Source organism: Martelella sp. AMO21009, assembly GCF_053484295.1.
In genome coordinates this window covers 21,660-41,176 of sequence record NZ_JBAKFR010000017.1, presented here as the reverse complement: position 1 = coordinate 41,176, position 19,517 = coordinate 21,660, and the positions used below count along the sequence as shown (strand labels likewise).

The 19,517-nt window shown below is 62.6% G+C and carries 25 protein-coding genes; 10 read left to right on the top strand and 15 right to left on the bottom strand.

Features of this window, described 5'->3' with window-relative positions; all coding sequences use genetic code 11:
* Positions 1 to 144: 144 nt before the first annotated feature.
* Entirely contained in the window at positions 145 to 1,683 is a 1,539-nt protein-coding gene (locus tag V6766_RS17080) for a YifB family Mg chelatase-like AAA ATPase (RefSeq protein ID WP_448468502.1), read from the bottom strand.
* Positions 1,684 to 1,847: 164 nt separating this feature from the next.
* Here V6766_RS17080 and V6766_RS17075 point away from each other — a divergent pair, with 164 nt between their 5' ends.
* Positions 1,848 to 2,180 carry a TM2 domain-containing protein gene (locus tag V6766_RS17075; protein ID WP_448468500.1) on the top strand — a complete coding sequence of 111 codons (333 nt, stop codon included), beginning with the start codon at positions 1,848 to 1,850 and terminating at the stop codon, positions 2,178 to 2,180.
* Here the strand turns inward: V6766_RS17075 and gshB are convergent.
* The 7 genes from gshB to rsmI form a co-directional block, all read right to left on the bottom strand.
* Positions 2,175 to 3,122, bottom strand: coding sequence for a glutathione synthase (gene gshB, locus V6766_RS17070; RefSeq protein WP_448468498.1), 948 nt, complete (start codon positions 3,120 to 3,122; stop codon positions 2,175 to 2,177). The genes V6766_RS17075 and gshB overlap by 6 nt on opposite strands.
* Positions 3,123 to 3,199: 77 nt before the next feature.
* On the bottom strand, positions 3,200 to 4,252 hold the full coding sequence (locus tag V6766_RS17065) for a sn-glycerol-3-phosphate import ATP-binding protein UgpC (protein ID WP_448468496.1): 1,053 nt from the start codon (positions 4,250 to 4,252) through the stop codon (positions 3,200 to 3,202).
* An 11-nt stretch (positions 4,253 to 4,263) separates the two neighbouring features.
* Positions 4,264 to 5,106, bottom strand: a complete 843-nt coding sequence (locus V6766_RS17060; RefSeq protein ID WP_448468494.1) for an ABC transporter permease subunit — start codon at positions 5,104 to 5,106, stop codon at positions 4,264 to 4,266.
* A gap of 10 nt (positions 5,107 to 5,116) precedes the next feature.
* Positions 5,117 to 5,998: an ABC transporter permease subunit gene (locus tag V6766_RS17055; protein WP_448468492.1), complete on the bottom strand. Its 882-nt coding sequence runs from the start codon at positions 5,996 to 5,998 to the stop codon at positions 5,117 to 5,119.
* A gap of 324 nt (positions 5,999 to 6,322) precedes the next feature.
* Positions 6,323 to 7,621 carry an extracellular solute-binding protein gene (locus tag V6766_RS17050; RefSeq protein WP_448468490.1) on the bottom strand — a complete coding sequence of 433 codons (1,299 nt, stop codon included), beginning with the start codon at positions 7,619 to 7,621 and terminating at the stop codon, positions 6,323 to 6,325.
* A 118-nt stretch (positions 7,622 to 7,739) separates the two neighbouring features.
* A complete protein-coding gene (locus V6766_RS17045) occupies positions 7,740 to 8,102 on the bottom strand; it encodes a YraN family protein (protein WP_448468488.1) in 363 nt (120 codons plus the stop codon).
* Entirely contained in the window at positions 8,095 to 8,988 is an 894-nt protein-coding gene (rsmI, locus tag V6766_RS17040; RefSeq protein ID WP_448468486.1) for a 16S rRNA (cytidine(1402)-2'-O)-methyltransferase, read from the bottom strand. The genes V6766_RS17045 and rsmI overlap by 8 nt, the downstream gene beginning before the upstream one ends.
* A gap of 195 nt (positions 8,989 to 9,183) precedes the next feature.
* Here rsmI and dnaN point away from each other — a divergent pair, with 195 nt between their 5' ends.
* From dnaN to bfr, 6 genes are all read left to right on the top strand, one after another.
* Positions 9,184 to 10,302: a DNA polymerase III subunit beta gene (dnaN, locus tag V6766_RS17035; RefSeq protein ID WP_448468484.1), complete on the top strand. Its 1,119-nt coding sequence runs from the start codon at positions 9,184 to 9,186 to the stop codon at positions 10,300 to 10,302.
* A 93-nt stretch (positions 10,303 to 10,395) separates the two neighbouring features.
* Positions 10,396 to 11,106 carry an orotidine-5'-phosphate decarboxylase gene (pyrF, locus tag V6766_RS17030; protein WP_448468482.1) on the top strand — a complete coding sequence of 237 codons (711 nt, stop codon included), beginning with the start codon at positions 10,396 to 10,398 and terminating at the stop codon, positions 11,104 to 11,106.
* Between the two features lie 144 nt (positions 11,107 to 11,250).
* On the top strand, positions 11,251 to 12,222 hold the full coding sequence (locus tag V6766_RS17025) for a complex I NDUFA9 subunit family protein (protein ID WP_448468480.1): 972 nt from the start codon (positions 11,251 to 11,253) through the stop codon (positions 12,220 to 12,222).
* A 113-nt stretch (positions 12,223 to 12,335) separates the two neighbouring features.
* Positions 12,336 to 12,524, top strand: coding sequence for a hypothetical protein (locus V6766_RS17020; RefSeq protein ID WP_230721647.1), 189 nt, complete (start codon positions 12,336 to 12,338; stop codon positions 12,522 to 12,524).
* Positions 12,525 to 12,670: 146 nt separating this feature from the next.
* A complete protein-coding gene (locus V6766_RS17015) occupies positions 12,671 to 13,000 on the top strand; it encodes a (2Fe-2S)-binding protein (RefSeq protein ID WP_448468477.1) in 330 nt (109 codons plus the stop codon).
* Positions 12,948 to 13,433 carry a bacterioferritin gene (gene bfr, locus V6766_RS17010; protein WP_448468475.1) on the top strand — a complete coding sequence of 162 codons (486 nt, stop codon included), beginning with the start codon at positions 12,948 to 12,950 and terminating at the stop codon, positions 13,431 to 13,433. Before V6766_RS17015 ends, bfr begins: the two co-directional genes overlap by 53 nt.
* Positions 13,434 to 13,495: 62 nt before the next feature.
* On the opposite strand, the gene V6766_RS17005 is transcribed toward bfr, so the two are convergent.
* On the bottom strand, positions 13,496 to 14,044 hold the full coding sequence (locus tag V6766_RS17005; protein ID WP_448468473.1) for an RNA pyrophosphohydrolase: 549 nt from the start codon (positions 14,042 to 14,044) through the stop codon (positions 13,496 to 13,498).
* 168 nt (positions 14,045 to 14,212) lie between these two features.
* Here V6766_RS17005 and V6766_RS17000 point away from each other — a divergent pair, with 168 nt between their 5' ends.
* Complete coding sequence (locus tag V6766_RS17000) at positions 14,213 to 14,365, top strand: DUF5993 family protein (RefSeq protein ID WP_448468471.1); 153 nt, start codon at positions 14,213 to 14,215, stop codon at positions 14,363 to 14,365.
* 7 nt (positions 14,366 to 14,372) lie between these two features.
* Positions 14,373 to 14,924: a disulfide bond formation protein B gene (locus V6766_RS16995; RefSeq protein ID WP_448468469.1), complete on the top strand. Its 552-nt coding sequence runs from the start codon at positions 14,373 to 14,375 to the stop codon at positions 14,922 to 14,924.
* Here V6766_RS16995 and arsB read toward each other — a convergent pair.
* From arsB to V6766_RS16980, 3 genes are read right to left on the bottom strand one after another with little or no spacing between them, the layout of a single operon-like run.
* Positions 14,891 to 15,979: an ACR3 family arsenite efflux transporter gene (gene arsB / locus V6766_RS16990; protein WP_448468467.1), complete on the bottom strand. Its 1,089-nt coding sequence runs from the start codon at positions 15,977 to 15,979 to the stop codon at positions 14,891 to 14,893. The genes V6766_RS16995 and arsB overlap by 34 nt on opposite strands.
* A 1-nt stretch (position 15,980) precedes the next feature.
* The gene (locus V6766_RS16985) at positions 15,981 to 16,508 is read right to left on the bottom strand and encodes an arsenate reductase ArsC (RefSeq protein ID WP_448468465.1); all 528 of its coding nucleotides are present in this window, start codon (positions 16,506 to 16,508) and stop codon (positions 15,981 to 15,983) included.
* The gene (locus V6766_RS16980; RefSeq protein ID WP_448468463.1) at positions 16,489 to 16,872 is read right to left on the bottom strand and encodes an ArsR/SmtB family transcription factor; all 384 of its coding nucleotides are present in this window, start codon (positions 16,870 to 16,872) and stop codon (positions 16,489 to 16,491) included. Before V6766_RS16980 ends, V6766_RS16985 begins: the two co-directional genes overlap by 20 nt.
* Before the next feature lie 99 nt (positions 16,873 to 16,971).
* On the opposite strand from V6766_RS16980, the gene V6766_RS16975 reads away from it, so the two are divergent.
* Positions 16,972 to 17,580: an HAD-IA family hydrolase gene (locus tag V6766_RS16975; protein WP_448468599.1), complete on the top strand. Its 609-nt coding sequence runs from the start codon at positions 16,972 to 16,974 to the stop codon at positions 17,578 to 17,580.
* A gap of 15 nt (positions 17,581 to 17,595) precedes the next feature.
* On the opposite strand, the gene recR is transcribed toward V6766_RS16975, so the two are convergent.
* The 3 genes from recR to V6766_RS16960 all read right to left on the bottom strand — a co-directional run bounded on the left by recR (position 17,596) and on the right by V6766_RS16960 (position 19,500).
* Entirely contained in the window at positions 17,596 to 18,201 is a 606-nt protein-coding gene (gene recR / locus V6766_RS16970) for a recombination mediator RecR (protein ID WP_448468461.1), read from the bottom strand.
* 353 nt (positions 18,202 to 18,554) lie between these two features.
* Positions 18,555 to 19,166: a LysE family translocator gene (locus tag V6766_RS16965; RefSeq protein ID WP_448468459.1), complete on the bottom strand. Its 612-nt coding sequence runs from the start codon at positions 19,164 to 19,166 to the stop codon at positions 18,555 to 18,557.
* A 10-nt stretch (positions 19,167 to 19,176) separates the two neighbouring features.
* Positions 19,177 to 19,500: a YbaB/EbfC family nucleoid-associated protein gene (locus V6766_RS16960; RefSeq protein WP_448431971.1), complete on the bottom strand. Its 324-nt coding sequence runs from the start codon at positions 19,498 to 19,500 to the stop codon at positions 19,177 to 19,179.
* Positions 19,501 to 19,517 lie beyond the last annotated feature (17 nt).

Below are 19,517 nucleotides of genomic sequence, written 5' to 3'. Positions count from 1 at the left end.
CAGGGGCGAGCAGGGAGAATGCTTCCTGAGCCGGGAGCCGGGAGCCGGGAGCCGGGAGCCGGGAGCCGGGAGCCGGGAGCCGGCGTTCCGGTTCTGTCGCGCAGCCATGCGATGCCGGCGGGGCCGCCACCGGGCGGCGACGCATCAGGCGACAGCGCCGGTCCGCTCGGCCGTTGCGACGCGATAGGCGATGGCTTCGCCGATATGCATGCGACCAACCTGGGCCTTGCCGTCGAGATCGGCGATCGTGCGGGCGACCTTGAGGACGCGATGATAGCCGCGGGCGGAAAACCGCATCTTCTCAGCCGCCTCGCGCAGCAGCGCAAGCCCCGCGACATCCGGCTCAGCGAGTTTCTCGATCAGGTTTGCCGCGCAGCGGGCATTGACCGTGACCGCCCGTTCATCGAGCCCGGCGAAGCGTTCGCGCTGGGCATTGCGGGCGCGTTCCACCCTGCGCGCCACCGCGCTGCTCGCTTCGCCCGTCGATTTCGCGCCGATCAGGTCGATCGCGCTGACGGCGGGTACATCGATGCGGATGTCGATCCGGTCCATCAGCGGGCCGGAAATGCGGGCCTGATAATCGGCGGCGCAGCGCGGGCCGCGCGCGCAGGAATGGCCGGGCTCGCCCGCCATGCCGCAGCGGCACGGGTTCATCGCCGCGACAAGCTGGAAGGCGGCGGGATAGGAGACGCGGTGATTGACGCGCGCGATCACGCATTCGCCGGTCTCCAGCGGCTGGCGCAACGCATCGAGCACCTGCGGCGAAAACTCCGGGAATTCGTCGAGGAACAGTACGCCGTGATGGGCAAGCGAGGCCTCGCCCGGCCGCGCCTTGATGCCGCCACCCACCAGCGAGGCCATGCTTGCGGAATGATGCGGTGCGCGGAAGGGGCGGCGGTCCGACAGTCTGCCGCCGGCAAGCTTGCCGGCGATCGAGTGCACCATCGACATGTCGAGCAGTTCCTGCGGCAGAAGCGGCGGCAGGATCGAGGGCAGGCGGGCGGCGAGCATGGATTTGCCAGCCCCCGGAGGACCGACCATCAGCAGGTTGTGCCCGCCGGCGGCAGCCACTTCGAGCGCGCGCTTGGCGCTTTCCTGCCCCTTGATATCGGCAAGGTCCGGCAGGTCTTGGGCGGAGGCGCGCACCGCCGGATGGGGGCGCGAGAGCACTTGCGTGCCCTTGAAGTGATTGGCGATACCGATCAGGCTCTTGGGGGCGAGAATGTCGATATCAGCGCTTGCCCAGGCTGCCTCCGGCCCGCAATCGGCCGGGCAGATCAGGCCCTTGTCCAGCGCGTTGGCGGCGATTGCCGCCGGCAGCGCGCCGGCGACGGAGGCGATCGTGCCGTCAAGATTCAGTTCGCCGATCACCATATAGCCGGAAAGCGCATCGGCAGGCACGGCCCCGAGCGCCGCCATCAGTCCGAGCGCGATCGCAAGGTCGAAATGCGAGCCCTCCTTCGGCAAGTCGGCCGGTGCGAGATTCACGGTGACCCGCTTTGGCGGAAGCGCAAGGCCCGTGGCATGGAGCGCCGCCTGCACCCGTTCGCGGCTTTCGGCCACCGCCTTGTCCGGCAGGCCGACGATCTGCATGCCGATCTTGCCGGGCGCGACCATGACCTGCACGTCGACCGGAACGCCTTCGATCCCTTGAAATGCAACCGTATGAACGCGTGAAACCATGACCATCCCGCCCGCTTGCCTGTGTCTTCAGGTTGCAAGGATTCCATAATTCCCGTTTACATGCAAGAACAAAAAGAGAACTTCAGTTTCCCCTTCGCACTCAACAGGATAGACAGAGCGCCAGTGCCGCGATACATCTCGGGCGGAAAAGCAAAGAGGATGCCATGGGGCTGACGACTGAAGAACAAATCCTGATCGAACAGCGTGTCACAAACAGCGCCAAATCGCCGGCCGCTGCCTATCTCTTGTGGTTCTTCGTCGGCTGGGCCGGTGCGCACCGGTTCTATCTCGGACGGTCCGGCACGGGCATTGCCATGCTGCTTCTGAACGTGGTGGGCTGGATCACCGCCGCGCTGGTCATCGGCTTTCTGTTCCTGGCCATCTGGGGCATCTGGTGGCTGGTCGATCTGTTCCTGATCTCGGGCATGATCGACGCCCAGAAGAACGAAATCCGCGCCCGCCTCACGCAGGAAGCGCTGGTCGCGCAGCGCTCATAGGCGCTTCTTCTCGATCGCGTCCCACATCAGGCTGGCGATATCCGCGCCGCCGAATTTCTTGACCTCGCGGATGCCGGTCGGCGAGGTGACGTTGATTTCGGTCATATAGTCGCCGATCACGTCGATGCCGACGAGGATGAAGCCGCGCTCTTTCAGCGCAGGACCGATGCGGGCGCAGATTTCCTTTTCGCGTTCGGTCAGGCCGGCGGCCTCGGCGCGGCCGCCGACATGCATGTTGGAGCGGCTGTCGGTTTCGGCCGGCACGCGGTTGATCGCCCCGGCGAATTCGCCATCTACAAGAATGATGCGCTTGTCGCCCTTGCGCACGGCCGGCAAATAGGCCTGGGCGATATAGGGCTCGCGGAACATTTGCGCGAACATTTCCAGAAGCGAGGTGAAATTGCGGTCGTCGCGGGTGGAATGGAACACGCCTGCGCCGCCATTGCCGTAAAGCGGCTTCAGGATGATATCGCCCATTTCCTCGCGGAAGCGCTTGATTTCGTTTTCATCCTTGGTGATCAGCGTCGGCGGCATCAGGTCGGCGAATTCGGTGACGAAGATCTTCTCCGGCGAATTGCGCACCCAGGCCGGATCGTTGACCACCAGCGTCTTCGGATGAATGCGCTCCAGCAGATGGGTGGAGGTGATGTAGGCCATGTCGAAGGGTGGGTCCTGCCGGAGCAGCACCACATCCATGGTCGAAAGGTCGACCCGCTCCGCAGCACCCAGCGTGTAGTGGTCGCCTTCCTTGTCGCGCAGCGTCATCGGCTCGACGGCGGCAAACACCTTGCCGTCGCGCAGGCTGAGGCGATCGGGCGTGTAGTGGAACAGGTTGTAACCCCGGTTCTGGGCCTCAAGGCTCATGGCAAAGGTCGAATCGCCGCCAATCTTGACGGTGGAGATGTGGTCCATCTGGACGGCGACGTTCTTGATTGCGGCCATGAAATGCGGGTCCCGGTTCGGTTAGAGCGACACGATATTTAGTCATCGCGCCGCCCCTTGGCAATCGCAGGAGTCGCTCAGGCGTGCGAAAGCCGCTTTCCGGTGGCGTGGTCGTAGAAATGGAGCTTTTCCGGCAGCACCGCGAAGGTGAGTTCGTCGGCAAGCGGTATTTCGGGGGAGAGTGCGGCCGTCAGCCGCTCGCCGCCGGTCAGGCAATGGGCGAGCCGCGTGGCGCCGAGTTCCTCGACATAATCGAGCCGGGCCTTCAACCCTGCGCCGGTCGTCGGCTGCAGGTCCTCCGGGCGGATGCCGACGGTGACCGGGCCATCGGCGGGCGCAGCACTTGAAAATTGCATGCTGTTGTCGCCGATCGTGAGCTTTCCGCCGGTCAGCTTGCCCTCGACCAGGTTCATCGCCGGCGAGCCGATGAAATTGGCGACGAAGGTGGAGGCCGGCTTGTGGTAGACGTCGAGCGGCGTGCCGATCTGTTCGATCTTACCGCCGTTCAGCACCACCAGCCGGTCGGCAAGCGTCATCGCCTCAAGCTGGTCGTGGGTCACGTAGATCGAGGTGGTGCCGAGACGTTTCTGCAGATGCTTGATTTCGCCGCGCATCGAGACGCGCAGCTTGGCGTCGAGGTTGGACAGTGGCTCGTCGAACAGGAAGGCAGCGGGCTTGCGCACGATCGCGCGGCCCATCGCCACGCGCTGGCGCTGGCCGCCGGAAAGCGCGCGCGGCTTGCGCTCCAGATAGGGTTCAAGCTCCAGCATGCGGGCGGCCTCGGCAACCCGCTCGGCGATCTCGGCCTTGGGCGTGCCGCGGTTCTTCAGGCCATAGGCGAGGTTGTTATAGACCGTCATATGCGGATAGAGCGCGTAGTTCTGGAACACCATGGCGATATCGCGCTCGGCCGGGTCCGTCTTGTTCACCACCTTGCCGGCGATCTTCACCTCACCCTCGGTGATGGTCTCGAGTCCCGCCACCATGCGCAGAAGCGTGGACTTGCCGCAGCCGGAGGGGCCGACCAGCACGATGAACTCGCCATCGGCAATCGCGATGTCGACGCTGTCGACCGCGCGCTGATCGCCGGAATAGATCTTGGAAACCTTCGAGATTTCGATTGCGGACATCGTTCTTGTTCCTATTTGTCGCTTTCGGTCAGGCCCTTGATGAACCAGCTCTGGAAGATCACCACCATCAGCACGGGCGGCAGCATGGCGAGCACGGCAAGGGCGAAGGCCTGATTGTATTCGGGGATCTGGGAACCGACCCAGACGAGCAGGATCTGCTTGATGCCGCGCACCAGCGTGTAGAAGCTCTCGTCATTGGTCATGATCATCGGCCAGAGATACTGGTTCCAGCCATAAACGAACATGATGATGAAGATCGCCGCGATCATCGTTTTCGACAGCGGCACCAGAATATCGATGAAGAACTTGAAAGGCCCTGCGCCGTCGATGCGGGCGGCCTCCAGCAGTTCATCGGGCACCGACTTGAAGAACTGGCGGAAGAAAAACGTGCCGGTGGCCGATGCTAGCAGCGGCACGATCAGCCCGGTATAGGTGTTGATCAGCCCAAGCTTGGTCATCACGTCGTAGGAGGGCAGGATGCGCACTTCCAGCGGCAAAAGCAGCGTGGTGAAGATCATCCAGAAGAACAGCGTCGAAAACCGCGAGCGGAAATAGACCAGACCATAGGCGGCCAGCATCGACAGCACGATCTTGCCAACGGCGAAGCCGACGCCGAGGATGAAGGAATTCATCACCATGCGCGCGCCGGTTACCTCGCCGGTGAAGCCGCCCTTGCGGGTCAGCAACTCCTTGTAGGTCTCGACGAAATCGCCGCCCCAGCTCACCTGCAGGCCGTTGATATGGACATCGATGGCGCTGTGGGTGGAGGTCATGAAGGCCACGAATACCGGGCCGATCATGATAAACACGCCGAATAGCAGGATGATGTGGTCGATCGGTTTTGTTCTGTACATGGCGCCGGCCTCAATTGTAGTGCACGCGCCGCTCGATGAAGCGGAACTGGAAGAAGGTGAGCGCAAGGACGATGATCATCAGGATCACCGATTGCGCCGCCGAGCCGCCGATGTCATTGCCGCGGAAGCCGTCCATATAGACCTTGTAGACCAGCGTGATCGGGTTGTTGGCGGCCTTGTCCTTCACGATCACGTCGATGATGCCGAACGTGTCGAACAGCGAATAGGTCATGTTGATGATCAGCAGGAAGAAGGCGGTCGGCGCCAGCAGCGGCAGCGTCACGGTCCAGAACCGGCCGAGGCGCGAACGGTTGTCGATCGCCGCCGCCTCGCGCACGGAGACCGGGATCGATTGCAGCCCGGACAGGAAGAAGATGAAATTATAGGGGATCTGCTTCCACACCGCGACGGTGATCATCGCAAAGGCGGTGTCGAAATAATTGATCCCGACCTTCATGTCCCAGCCGAACCAGGCCGCCATTTTGACGAACGGGCCGATATGCTGGTCGAAGAACATCATGCCGAGCAGGCCCGCGACCGGCGGCGCGATCGCGTAGACTGAGATCAGCAGCGTCTTGTAGCTGCTCGACCCGCGGATTACGTCATCGGCCTTGGAGGCGAGCAGCAGTCCGAGGGTGAGCGACAGGAAGGTGACGATGATGGTGAAGATCACCGTGAACCGCGCGACCTGAAGATAGTAGGAGGAGGTCAGCGCATCGACGTAATTGTCGAAGCCGACGAAGGTCTCGCCGAAGCCGAACGGGTCCTCCAGAAAGAAGGACGAGCGGATCGCCTGTGCCGACGGCCAGTAGAAGAAGATCACGATGATCGCCATCTGCGGCAGCACGAAGAGATAAGGCAGCAGGGACGAATTGAACTGGACGCGCTTCATTTTCTGTTTCCTGTTGCGGTCGGGGCGACCAACCCGCCCATGCCGCATAGCCCCCAAGTCTTCTCGCCCCGGAGGGGAGAGATGTCGCGACAGCGACAGTGAGGGGGGAGACCCACCCCGCGAACGCCCTCACGATTGGAAAGGCTGCATCACCCTCACTGCCCCTTTCGGGGCATCTCTCCCGCAAGCGGGAGAGAGTATTGGGAGCAAGTTCCATCATGCGGAGCAAACGCGACCGGCGTTTGCGACGGGGACTGCATTTGGCAAACATGCCAAAATCCGGGGGCGTTGGCCCCCGGATCGGCAATTCTCGAACGCAGTGCCTTAGTTGCCGGCGGTCTTGGCGAAGCGGGCGAGGAGGGCGTTGCCTTCCTGCTCGATCGTCGCCATCGCGTCCTGAACCGAGGTCTCGCCTGCGAAGATCTTGTTGTATTCGCGTTCCATCACTTCGCGGATCTGCGGGTAGAAGCCCATGCGGTAGCCCTTGGACCATTCGCCGCCCGGCAGCGAAAGCTGCTGGATGCCGACTTCGGCAACCGGCTGTTCCTTGTACCAGCCGTCTTCCTTGGCCAGTTCATAGGCCGCGGTGGTGACCGGAACATAGCCGGTGGACTTGTGATAGAAGTACTGGATTTCCGGCGAGGTCAGGAACTGGAAGAAGTCGGCCGTGCACTTGTTCTCGTCGTCGGATTTGCCGGAGAGCGCGAAGAGCGCCGCGCCGCCGATGAAGGAGTTGGTGCCGGCGCCGTCGATCGAGCCCCAATAGGGCAGGAAGGTCGCGGAGAAGGGCATCTGGGCGGTGCTCTGGAGACCACCGAACGAACCGGAAGAACCGATCCACAGCGCTACCTTGTTTTCCTCGAAAGGCTTCTGGTTGTCGGACCAGCCGGCGCCGTAATAGCCGAAGTAGCCGTTGTCGTACCAGTCCTTGAGCTTCTCATACATCATGATGTGCTCGGGCGTGTTCACCAGGATCTCGGTGCCGTCGACGCTGTCGTAACCATTGTTGTTGGTCGCGAACTGCAGATTGTTGCGCGAGAAGAAGTTCTCGGTCATTTCCCAGGTCAGCTGCGACTGGACCAGCGGAACGTAGCCGGCGTCCTTCAGGGCAGGCGCGATCTGCTCGAACTCTTCCCAGGTCTTCGGCGGCTCGACGCCGGCCTTTTCGAAGGCTTCGGTGTTGATGTACATGATCGGCGCCGACGAGTTGAACGGCATGCCGACGAACTTGCCGTCGCTGTCGGCGTAGAAATAGCGCACGCCTTCGATGAAGTCTTCGCGGTTGAATTTGTAGCCGGCGTCGTTGATCAGGTCTTCGGCCGGAACGGCAGCGCCCTTGGCGTTGATGATGGTGGCAGCACCCGCATCGAACACCTGGAGGATGTTGGGCTGTTCGCCCGAACGGAAGGCGGCGATGCCGGCGGCGAGCGCTTCTTCATAAGTGCCCTTGGAAACCGGCGTCAGCGTGCAGGCATCCTGCGAGGCGTTGAACTTTTCGGCGATCTGGTTGATGACTTCCTGGTTCTTGCCGCCCATGCCGTGCCACCAGGTGATGTCGGTGGCGGCGAAAGCGGTCGACGTGGAAAGGCCGGCGGCGAGCGCGGCCAGAACAAATTTCTTCATGGTCAAATTCCCCGGTTCTGAAAATCATCGACTGCGATGATTACCGGGGAGGTAGCCTTGCTGCGTGACGGGCAGACGACGGTTTTGTTGCAGAATTGTAAAAGCGCAAGCCTGGAGGTCAGAACGCGTCGGGAAAATGCCGCGGAAGGCGGCCCGGCAGGCAGGCGACGATGTCGTAGCGCTGGGACAGGCGGTGAAAATCGGGCTGGCGCGACAGCCAGACATCCGAGGCCGCGCGGATGCGGCGCGTGGCCGACGGCGTCACGGCGTCGATCGCCACCTGCGTTTCCCGGCGCGCCTTGACCTCGATGAAGATGGCGAGATCGCCCTTGCGGGCGATGATGTCGATCTCGCCGGCATGGGTCTTGTAGCGGGTGGCGACGACGCGATAGCCCTTGAGACGCAGAAAGAGAACGGCCAGCCACTCGGCGCGATGTCCGCGCCGTTCGGCCCTGCGGCGGGCTTTCGGCGCGTCAGCCATCCTTCAGCGCCAGAAGCCGCTGGTAGAGCTCCTTGCGGGGCAGGCCGGTCTCCTTCGCCGCCTGGGCCGCAGCCTTCGCCGCCGGCATTTCGGCCGCGAGCTTTCTCAGGAGCGCGGTCACATCGCCTGCATCCGGTGCGGCCCCGGCAAGCGGCGGACCGATCAGCAGCACGATCTCGCCCTTCACTGTTTCGTCGCGATAGAGCGCCGCCAGTTCGGAAAGCGTGCCGCGGCGAAAGGTCTCGTGGGTCTTGGTCAGTTCGCGGCAGACTGCGGCCGGTCGCTCGCGGCCGAGCACATCGGCGGCTGCTTCCAGCGTGGCGGCGATACGGTGCGGGGATTCGAAGAAGGCGAGCGTTGCCGGCACGTCGGCAAGTTCCGCCAGCCGGTCGCGGCGCGCCTTGTCCTTGGCCGGCAGGAAACCCGCGAACAGAAAGGCATCGCTCGGCAGGCCCGCCCCCACAAGCGCTGCAAGCGGCGCGGACGCGCCGGGGATCGGCACCACCTTGATGTCGGCTGCAATCGCCTGCTGCGCCAGCCGGTAACCGGGATCGGAGACCAGAGGCGTGCCGGCGTCGGAAACCAGCGCCACCGTCTTGCCCGCGCCGAGCGCCTCCATCAGCTTCTCACCCGCCTTTTCGGCATTGTGTTCGTGATAGGCATAGGGGCGCTTGCGGATCGCGAAACGGTCGAGCAGCTTGCGGGTCACGCGGGTGTCCTCGCAGGCGAGAATGTCGCAGCCGGCAATCGTCTCGAGCGCGCGGATGGTGATGTCGCCGAGATTGCCGATCGGCGTCGCTACCAGATAAAGCCCCGGCGAAAGCGGCCGCGCCTCGATCGGATGACCCGCGATTTCGAACCGATTGCTGTTGTCTTCCATCACCATTGTCCCGGCATTTTCATTGTCCGTTTGACCACGGCGTGGGAGCGCTCGCAAGGGGCGCCGGACCTCAGCCTGTGATCATTGGGGAAGGAAGGAGTGAGGGCCCTTGCAATCGGGCCGGATTTGCTGTCATTTTGTCACCCCGCCTGCGGCGCATGCCGTCGCCGTCCGCGCAATGTAAGAGTGAAAGCGAAAGTCATGCGTATCACGCTTGAGAGATCAAACCTGCTGAAGTCCCTGAACCACGTCCATCGCGTGGTCGAGCGGCGCAACACCATTCCGATTCTCTCCAATGTGCTGTTGAAGGCCGAAGGGAACGATCTCGAGATGAAGGCCACCGACCTCGATCTCGAAATCACCGAGAAGACGGCGTCGATGGTCGAACAGGCGGGCGCTACCACCGTGCCGGCGCATCTGCTCTATGAAATCGTGCGCAAGCTTGCCGATGGCGCGGAAGTCTCGCTTGCCACGGCAACTGATGGCCAGACCATCTCCGTTGCCTCCGGCAAATCCAAGTTCTCGCTGCAGTGCCTGCCGCAGGAGGATTTTCCCGATCTGACGGCCGGCTCGTTCAGCCATGCCTTCAAGCTGAAGGCGAGCGATCTGAAGATGCTGATCGACCGCACCCAGTTCGCGATTTCCACCGAGGAAACCCGTTATTACCTGAACGGCATCTATTTCCACGCCATGGCCGAGGGCAAGGCGCTGAAGCTGCGGGCGGTTGCCACCGACGGCCACCGTCTGGCGCGTGCCGAAATCGACGCGCCGGCCGGCTGCGAAAACATGCCCGGCGTCATCATACCGCGCAAGACGGTCGGCGAATTGCAGAAGCTGCTCGATGATCCCGAGATCGTCGTCGCCGTCGAGGTGTCGGACGCCAAGATCCGCTTCACCATCGGCTTGGTGGTGATCACCTCCAAGCTGATCGACGGCACCTTCCCGGATTACCAGCGCGTCATCCCGGCCAATAACGATCGCGAGATGCGCATCGACTGCGCCGATTTCACCAAGGCCGTCGATCGCGTTTCCACCGTGTCGTCGGAACGCGGGCGCGCGGTAAAGCTGTCGCTGGCAGAGGGCCAGCTCACGCTCACCGTCAACAACCCCGATTCGGGCAGCGCCACGGATGAACTCGCCGTCGGCTATGACAGCGAGCCGATGGATATTGGCTTCAACGCCAAATACCTGCTCGATATCACCGGCCAGTTGACCGGCGACGAGGCGATCTTCCTGTTCGCCGATGCCGGCTCGCCGACGCTGGTGCGCGACACCGACAGCGAGAACGCGCTTTACGTGCTGATGCCGATGCGCGTCTAGCGCAGGCGGCAGGCCCGAGGGCTTTTTCGCTTTTCGCGCGGGCGTTTTTATGCGAACTGCAACGCGGTGAAATGAGATGAAGGAGCCGATGACATGTCTGCACGCGACCGCCTGATTGTGGGTCTGGACGTTCCGACCGTGGCCGAAGCGGAGGCGATGGTCGAAACCCTCGGCGAGACCGTTTCCTTCTACAAGATCGGCTATCAGCTCGTCTTCGCCGGCGGGCTTTCCCTTGCCCGCGAACTGGCGGAAGACGGCAAGCAGGTCTTCCTCGACATGAAGCTGCTCGATATCGACAACACGGTCGCCAAGGGCGTCGAGAACATCGCGAAGATGGGTGTGACCATGCTGACGCTGCATGCCTATCCGAAGGCGATGCGCGCGGCGGTCGCGGCGGCGGCCGGGTCACCGCTCTGCCTGCTCGGCGTCAGCGTGCTGACCTCGATGGATGATGCCGACCTGATCGAAGCCGGCTACGACGCAACCGCCGCTGAACTCGTTGAAAAGCGCGCCCGCCAGGCGGCCGAGGTCGGCATGGGCGGGGTTGTCTGTTCGGCGGCCGAGGCTCGAACGGTGCGCGGCCTGATTGGCGCTGACATGGCGGTGGTGACGCCGGGCATCCGTCCGGTGGGCTCCGTTGCCGACGACCAGAAGCGGGTGATGACCCCGCGCGATGCCATTGCCGCCGGCGCCAGCCATCTCGTCGTCGGCCGCCCGATCGTCAAGGCCGACGACCCGAAAGCCGCTGCACGGCGGATTGTCGATGACATCGAGGCGGAGATGCTTGGGGCTGCGAACGGCTGAGACGCCCGCGCGCCGCGTCCTGTGTCGCCGCTGCCACGCCGGTCCGCCGAGGCTGTGCGATATTAACCGCCGCGACCTCTTGTCCCTTCACCTTCACGGTCAATTGGGCTAAGGGGGAGCTATCATCCAAACGAGAGGCTTGTCATGACGCTATCGAACATTCCCCCGCTGGTTACGGTCTTCGGCGGTTCCGGTTTTGTCGGTCGCTATGTCGTCCGGGCGCTGGCCAAGCGGGGATATCGCATCCGCGTTGCCGTTCGCCGTCCGGATCTCGCCCTGTTTCTGCAGCCGCTCGGCAATGTCGGCCAGATCACCTTCATGCAGGCCAACCTGCGCTATGAGGATTCGGTGCGTCGCGCCATCCACGGCGCCGACCATGTCGTCAATTGCGTCGGCATCCTGTTCGAAAGCGGCAAGAACGGCTTCGATGCGGTGCAGACCGAAGGCGCGCGGCTGGTGGCTGAAGTCAACCGGTCCGAAGGCGCGAAGCTCACCCATGTCTCGGCCATCGGGGCCGATGCCGACAGCCCGTCACACTATGCCCGCTCCAAGGGTGTGGCCGAAGCTTCGATCCGGGAAATCTGTCCCGACGCGGTGATCGTGCGGCCCTCGATCATCTTCGGTCCGGAGGACGATTTCTTCAACAAGTTCGGCAAGATGTCGCTGATCTCGCCGATCCTGCCGCTGATTGGCGGCGGCGAGACGAAGTTCCAGCCCGTCTATGTCGGCGACGTCGCCGAGGTGATCGCGCGTTCCGTCGAAGGCAAGCTGGAGGCCGGCACGGTCTACGAACTCGGCGGTCGCGACGTGCTGACCTTCCGCGAATGCCTGGAACTGCTGCTCTCGGTGACCGGCCGCAAGCGCGCGCTCGTCTCCATGCCGTTCGGCCTCGCCTCGCTGTCCGGCAGCATTGCCAGCCTCATTCCGTTCATCGCGCCGCCGTTGACGTCCGACCAGGTCAAGTTGTTGAAAACGGACAATGTTGTTTCGCAGGAAGCTCAGTCAGAGGGACGCACTCTTGACGGCCTCGGCATCCGTCCGGCACAGCTTGAGGTGGTGTTGCGCACTTACCTCGTTCAGTACCGTCAGCACGGCCAGTTCGGAAAAACCGCTTGACGGAATAAGGGGGCGGGTACATATCCTGCCCACAATTTCGCAAAAATTTCGCCACATTAGGAACCTGTCACAGTAGTTGCGCCTTTACTGTTTATTGGAAAGTCATCGCTAAGATGATCAAGCGGGTTCGTATCAAAAGGGTTTCTGGAACGATGGGTAAGTCTATCGCTGTTTTGTTCGCAGGCGCAGCATTGATGATCATGGCGGCGTCGCTCGCCGCCCCCGGCAGCATTGCCGCGGGCAAGCCCGGCTGCGCGCCCGCCTACGGGGTCGACCCCTGCGCGCTTGCCGCCGTCAACTGATTCCATTCGTTGATCAATTTCCGTTCGGCCCGGCTCAAGTCTTTGTGACGGGCCTTCGTCACGGGCTGACGCTAATTTAATCTTGACAATCAGTCTCGCCTTTTGCAAAACAGCTCTCATCAGAGACTTATGTCAATGGTGGAAGCATGCTGGTTTGCAGTTGCAATTTCATTACCGAAAAGGAAATTGAACAGACCATCGTCGAGCTGCTCGACGAGGACCGTTGGCAGCTTATTGTTCCCGCCAAGGTTTATCACCGCATGGCCAAGCGCGGCCGCTGCTGTGGTTGCTTCCCGAATGTCGCCGATATCATTGTCCGCACGACCGAGGCCTATCATAAAAATAGTGACTCGACCGAAGCTGAGATATGTGATTTTTTGAGCCGCCTCAAAGAGTTCCACCAAAAGAACAGGAGAGCGGACATTGAAAGGCGACAAAAAGGTTATCGAACGGCTGAACGAAGCTCTGTTTCTTGAGCTCGGCGCCGTCAATCAGTACTGGCTGCATTACCGTCTCACGAAAGACTGGGGTCTGACGAAGCTCGCAGAGAAAGAGCGCGCCGAATCGATCGAGGAAATGCACCACGCCGACAAGCTGATCGACCGCATCATCTTCCTCGAAGGCCATCCCAACCTTCAGACCGTAGCGCCGCTGCGCATCGGCCAAAACGTCAAGGAAGTGCTTGAATCCGATCTGGCCGGCGAATACGAAGCGCGCAATTCCTACAAGGAATCCCGTGATATCTGTCACGAGGCTGGCGATTACGTCAGCATGAAGCTCTTCGAAGAACTGATGATCGACGAGGAAGGCCATATCGACTTTCTCGAAACCCAGCTCGAACTGCTGGATTCGATCGGCGAGCAGAAATATGCTCAGCTCAACGCCGCATCAAGCGAAAGTGCCGAATAACCGCTCCCTGGTATTTTCGTTGGTTTTCGAAGGCCCGGATTTTTCCGGGCCTTTTTTGTCGTTCAGACGCTCCAGAGCGCGCCTCTGCCGGACGGAGCGTTCGTCTGTTGCGCCAGATGCCGGAACTCGTCGACGACCCTTTCATACACAGCGCGCTTGAAGGTGACGATCAGCCCAGGAAGGGTTTCGATATCGGCCCATTGCCAGGCGTCGAACTCGCGTTCATGGCCGTCCGGCGGCGGGTCGATCGCGATTTCGCTGTCGTCGCCGAGAAAGCGGAAGGCGAACCATTTCTGGGTCTGGCCGCGAAACTTGCCGCGCAGGCCGATGCCGATCAGGTGGTCGGGCAGGTCGTAATTGATCCAGCCGGGCGTCTCTCCGATGAGCTCCACCGATTTCATGCCGGTTTCTTCGTAAAGCTCGCGGGTTGCGGCCTCGAGCGGCGTTTCGCCCGGATCGATGCCGCCCTGCGGCATTTGCCAGAGCTGCGGGGAGCCGTCGGATTCCGAATTGTTTTCCGAAAGCCGGCGCCCCAGCCAGATCTTGCCTTCAGGGTTCAGGATCATCACGCCGACATTCGGCCGGTAGGGCAGTTCATGGGCTTTGCGCATGGTGAGCTCTTAATGCAGTTTTCGCTGGCGTATGGGTAAAGCAATTGGCGGCAAAGGTGAAACCCTTGCTGTCGTTTGATACCGGAATTGGTCCCATCGGTTGCTTGCCCGAAGCGCCAAAGCCTGCCATGGGTGGCTTGAGCATCCAACAGGGGGATAATCAGGATGATGGCTTTACCGTTTTTCATCGGCGCTGCGGCGCTTTACCTCGCGGCCCGCGACAGGCAGGGCGCGGCCATCGCCGTGACCATTTTGGGCGTGGCCGCGGTGCTCGTGCTGTACCGGTTCCATGCCACCGATATCCTCGATATCCAGCTGTGAGGGCGACATGAGCGAACGACTTGTCCATCTTCTGAATACGCTCGCGCTTTTTGCGATCTCGGTCGTGTTGCTGTTTGCCTTCTACGCCCAGTTTGCGGAAGGCGAGCTGCCGTGCCCGCTCTGCCTTTTGCAGCGGGCGGGCTTCGTGCTGGTCGGCGTCGGCCTGGCGCTGAACGTGATTCTCGGCGTCAAGCCGCGCCACTACGGGCTGATGATCCTCGGCGCGGTCGCGGGCGCTGTGGCGGCGCTCAGGCAGGTGGCCCTGCATGTGGTGCCGGGTACCGGCGCTTACGGCGATCCCTTCCTCGGCATGCATTTCTATACCTGGGCGTTCGTGCTGTTTTCGGTGGTCGTACTCGGATCGGGCGTGATGCTGCTTCTCGGCGGGTTCGCGACTGCGCCGCGGCGCAAGCTTTCCGGGCTTGGTCTCGCGGCAGTGGTGTTCTTCGCCGCGATGACGCTTGGCAACGGCGTTTCCACGCTCGCCGAATGCGGGCTCGGGCTCTGCCCGGACAATCCGGTAAGCTACGAGGCGCTGGATTCGCTGCTTGGGCGGTGAGACTGGTCGTGTACGGCGTTGCGGGCAACCGCAGCGCCGCTTTCATACCAGCTCTTGCTGCGGTTGACGATGTAGACCACCGACAGCATCACCGGCACCTCGATCAGCACGCCGACAACGGTGGCGAGCGCCGCTCCGGACTGAAAGCCGAACAGGCTGATGGCGGCGGCGACGGCGAGTTCGAAGAAGTTCGAGGCGCCGATCAGGGCCGAGGGTCCGGCAACGCAATGCTGCTCGCCCGCCGCCCGGTTGAGCAGATAGGCAAGGCCGGAATTGAAATAGACCTGGATCAGGATCGGCACGGCCAGCAGCGCGATGATCATCGGCTGGGCGATGATTTGTTCGCCCTGAAAACCAAACAGCAGCACCAGCGTGGCCAGCAGCGCGACCAGCGAGGCCGGCTGCAGGCGCGCAAGAAGGGCCTCCAGCCGCGCCGTTGAACCGCCCGCCAATAGCGAGCGTCGGATAAGCTGCGAAATGATCACCGGGATGACGATATAGAGCGCGACCGACAGCACCAGCGTGTCCCATGGCACGGTAATGGCGGAGAGGCCGAGAAGCAGCGCCACGATAGGCGCGAAGGCGACGATCATGATCGCATCGTTGAGGGCGACCTGCGACAGCGTGAAATGCGGCTCGCCCCTCGTGAGGTTCGACCAGACGAACACCATGGCGGTGCAGGGTGCGGCCGCGAGAATGATCAGCCCTGCGATATAGGAATCGATCTGGTCGGCGGGCAGATAGGGCCGGAACAACCAGCCGATGAACAGCCAGCCGAGAGCCGCCATGGAGAAAGGCTTCACCGCCCAGTTGACGAACAGCGTGACGGAGATGCCGCGCCAGTGGCGGCCGACTTGCGCCAGCGCGGCGAAATCGATCCGCAGCAGCATCGGTATGATCATCAGCCAGATCAGCACGGCGACCGGAAGATTGACCCGCGCAACCTCGATGGCGGCAACGGCATGGAAGGCCGCAGGGAAGAAATGGCCAAGCGCAACGCCCGCGACGATGCACAGAGCCACCCAGACGGTCAGGTAGCGTTCAAAGGTGGACATGTCAGATGGCCTTCGTGCTTTTTGCGGTTGCGCCGTCCATGGCGCCGATCTGCTTCATATGCGTGTCGATCCCGGGGGAATCGATGGTTTCCCGGGCCAGATCGAGGAAGGCCATGATCCGGCTTTTCAGGAATGTCGCGGTCTGGGCGAAGGCGCGCAGCTTCTGTTCTTCCGTGCCGGAAACGCCAGCCGGGTCTTCGACGCCCCAGTGGGCGCGCCTGCCGCTGCCACGCATGATCGGGCAGCTCTCGCCGGCGGCGTTGTCGCAGACGGTGATGATGAAGTCGATCTCGGGGGCATCGGGGCCGGAGAATTCGTCCCAGCTTTTCGAGCGGAAGCCTTCCGTTGGGTAACCCATGGTCTCAAGCGTCTTCAGGGCGAGCGGGTGAACCTCGCCCTTTGGCCTGCTGCCGGCGGAAAAGGCATGGAAGCGACCGGCGCCTTCCGTGTTCAGGATCGCCTCCGCCATGATGGAACGGGCGGAATTTCCGGTGCAGAGAAACAGAACATTAATGGTTCGGTCGGTCATTGCGGGTGTCCTCGTGGGTGGGTCCGGCATTGGCGCAGCAGGGTGCTAGCCCTTCGATCAACGGCGCGCAGAGATCCGCATTGCCGCCGCAGCAATCCTGCAGGAGATAGAGCATGACGGCGCGGAAGCCTTCCAGATCGGCCCGGTAGATGATCGAGCGCCCCTGGCGCTCATTGGCGACGATGCCCGCGCGGGCAAGCGTCGAAAGATGCGCCGACATGGTGTTTTGCGGAACGTCGAGCCTGCGGGCAAGCTCGCCCGCGGCAATGCCCTCCGGCTCGCTTTCCACGAGCAGCCGGAAGGTCTGAAGCCTTGTCGGCTGCGCCAGTGCGGCCAGCGCCGCGATCGTCTGATTCTCATCCATATATCCAGAATAATGGATATATTATCTTTGTCAAGCGTCAGCCTTGGCCCGCATGGCCAGGCAGGGTATGACGGGCCGGAAGCTTGCGGAGTGAGCGACATGACCAAGTGCCTGATGCTGGATGTCGACGGCGTCGTCATCAGCGGTCCGGACGGCCAGTCCTGGGCCCGCGATATCAAGCGCGATCTGGGCATCGACCCGGACATGCTTGAAGAGCATTTCTTCATTCCGCACTGGCCGGAAATCGTTGCCGGCAGGAAGGCGCTGCGAGATGTGCTGGAGGAATGCCTGCCGGTGCTGGCATCGCCGGTTACGCCGGATGATTTCATGGCCTACTGGTTCGAGCGCGATTCGGCGATCGACCATGATGTGCTTGCGGCCTGCGACCGGCTGCGCGCGCGAGGAACCCGCATTTTTCTCGCCACCAATCAGGAGCACCTGCGCGCCGAATATCTGATGGCGCAGCTCAAGCTTTCCGATCGCGTCGACGGGATCGTCTATTCGGCGGCGATTGGCGCGAAGAAGCCGGATCCGGCTTTCTTCGAGGCAGCCGAGGCAAAGAGCGGCTTTGCCCGGGCGGATCATGTTCTGGTGGATGATCAGCTCAAGAATGTCGAGGCGGCGCGGGCGCACGGCTGGCGCGCGTTCCACTGGACAGGCGGCGAAGACCTTGAGGCGCTGATCGAGGCGGCCGATCGAGACGGTTGACCGCTTGGCGCCCGGTTACAGGCTCGTGCGCGCCCTGAGTGCCGCCACCAGCGTGCCCTCGTCGAGATAGTCGAGTTCGCCGCCGACCGGCACGCCATGGGCAAGCCGGGTGACCTTGATGTCGAGGCCTTCGAGCTGATCGGTGATGTAGTGGGCGGTCGCCTGGCCTTCGACCGTGGCGTTGACGGCGATGATCAGTTCGCGCACCTCGCCTGCCTTCACCCGGTCGACAAGGGCAGCAATGGTGAGGTCGTCCGGCCCGATGCCATCAAGCGGCGACAGCGTGCCGCCGAGCACGTGATAGGCGGCGTTGAGGGCTGCCGCCCGCTCCAGCGCCCACAGATCGCCGACATCTTCCACGACGATGACAAGCCCCTGGTCGCGGGTCGGATCGGTGCAGATGGTGCAGGGATCGGCGGTGTCGACATTGCCGCAGGTGGAGCAGATCTTCACCTTGTCATAGGCATCCTGCATCGCGCCGGAAAGCGGGCCCATCAACTGGTCGCGCTTCTTGATAAGATGCAGCGCCGCGCGCCGCGCCGACCGCGGCCCAAGCCCCGGCACCTTCGCCAGAAGCTGAATCAGTTTTTCGATTTCGGGACCGGTGACTCGCTTTGCCATGGGTGCGCTTTAGCTGATTGCGGCGGGTAATGGAAACATTATCCGGCGTGAGAGAAAGGACTGTCCTCAATTCCCACGCTGCTTTGATGGTTTTGGTAATGCGTCGGGCCTCACCCACGCACCTCTGGGGACAAGGCGCAGTTCAGTTATTGGCCGCAAACGCCGCTCCCTCACCCGGCGCATTCGCGCCACCCTCTCCCCACGGGGAGAGGGGGAGCGTGGGGCATTCTCTGAGTATCCGTCAGGCACTGTCATCAAACGCGAAGCGCCGCCCTTCTCCCCTGAGGGGAGAAGGTGGCCGAAGGCCGGATGAGGGGGGCACGCAGTCCGCAAGGACCCAGCCATTTCCCGCCCTATCGCGTCGCGATCGCCACGGCTGCGCCGCCGATCATGCCGGCGCTGAGGCGGTTGGCGATCTTCATGGCGCGGGGGCTTTTCAGCAGGCGGCGGGCTCTGGCGGCCAGGAACACCCATGAGAGATCGACGACGGCGAGCACCATCAGCAGGGTGACGGTGAGTTCCAGCCAGCCGACGAGGGTGACGCTGGCAAGATCGAGGATCGTCGGCAGCAGCGCCACATAGAACACCATGATCTTCGGATTGCCGATCGTGACGCTCAATCCGGTGAGGAACATCTTCCAGCCGGAGCTTGCCTGCGGCAGGTCCGCGCCGGCGGTTTCCGTCCTTGCGAACCACATCTTCCAGGCGAGCCATAGAAGATAGGCCACGCCCGCCCATTTGATCGCCACGAACACGCCGTGGAAAGCGGTGGCGATGGCCACCAGCCCGAAGACTGTCAGCGCGAGCCACAATGCTTCGCCGAACCACATGCCCGCCAGAAACGGCAAGACATCGCGATGCCCGCGCGACAAGACGCGGGCGACGAGGGCTGCCACGCTCGGCCCCGGAGAGCCGGCGGCGACGAACAGCGTGATGGCGAACAGGGCGAGCGCGCCGAGCGTCACGGGTTGATCCTCAGAACGGCAGCTTCATGCCGGGCGGGATCGGCAGGCCGGCGGTCAGTTCCTTGGTCATTTCCTCCGCCTTCTCACTGGCGCGGTCCTTGGCGTCGCGGTGGGCGGCGACGATCAGGTCTTCCAGCATTTCGGCCTCGTCGCCGGCAAGCAGGCTCGGGTCGATCTTGATCGACAGCATGTCGCCCTTGCCGGTCATCTCGATTGTCACCATGCCGCCGCCGGAAACGCCTTCCACGCGGGCGGCCGCGATCTCTTCCTGCAGCTGCTCCATCTTGGCCTGCATTTCCTTGACCTTGCCCATCATGCCCATCAGATCGCGCATGTCGTCTCCTTAGAGTG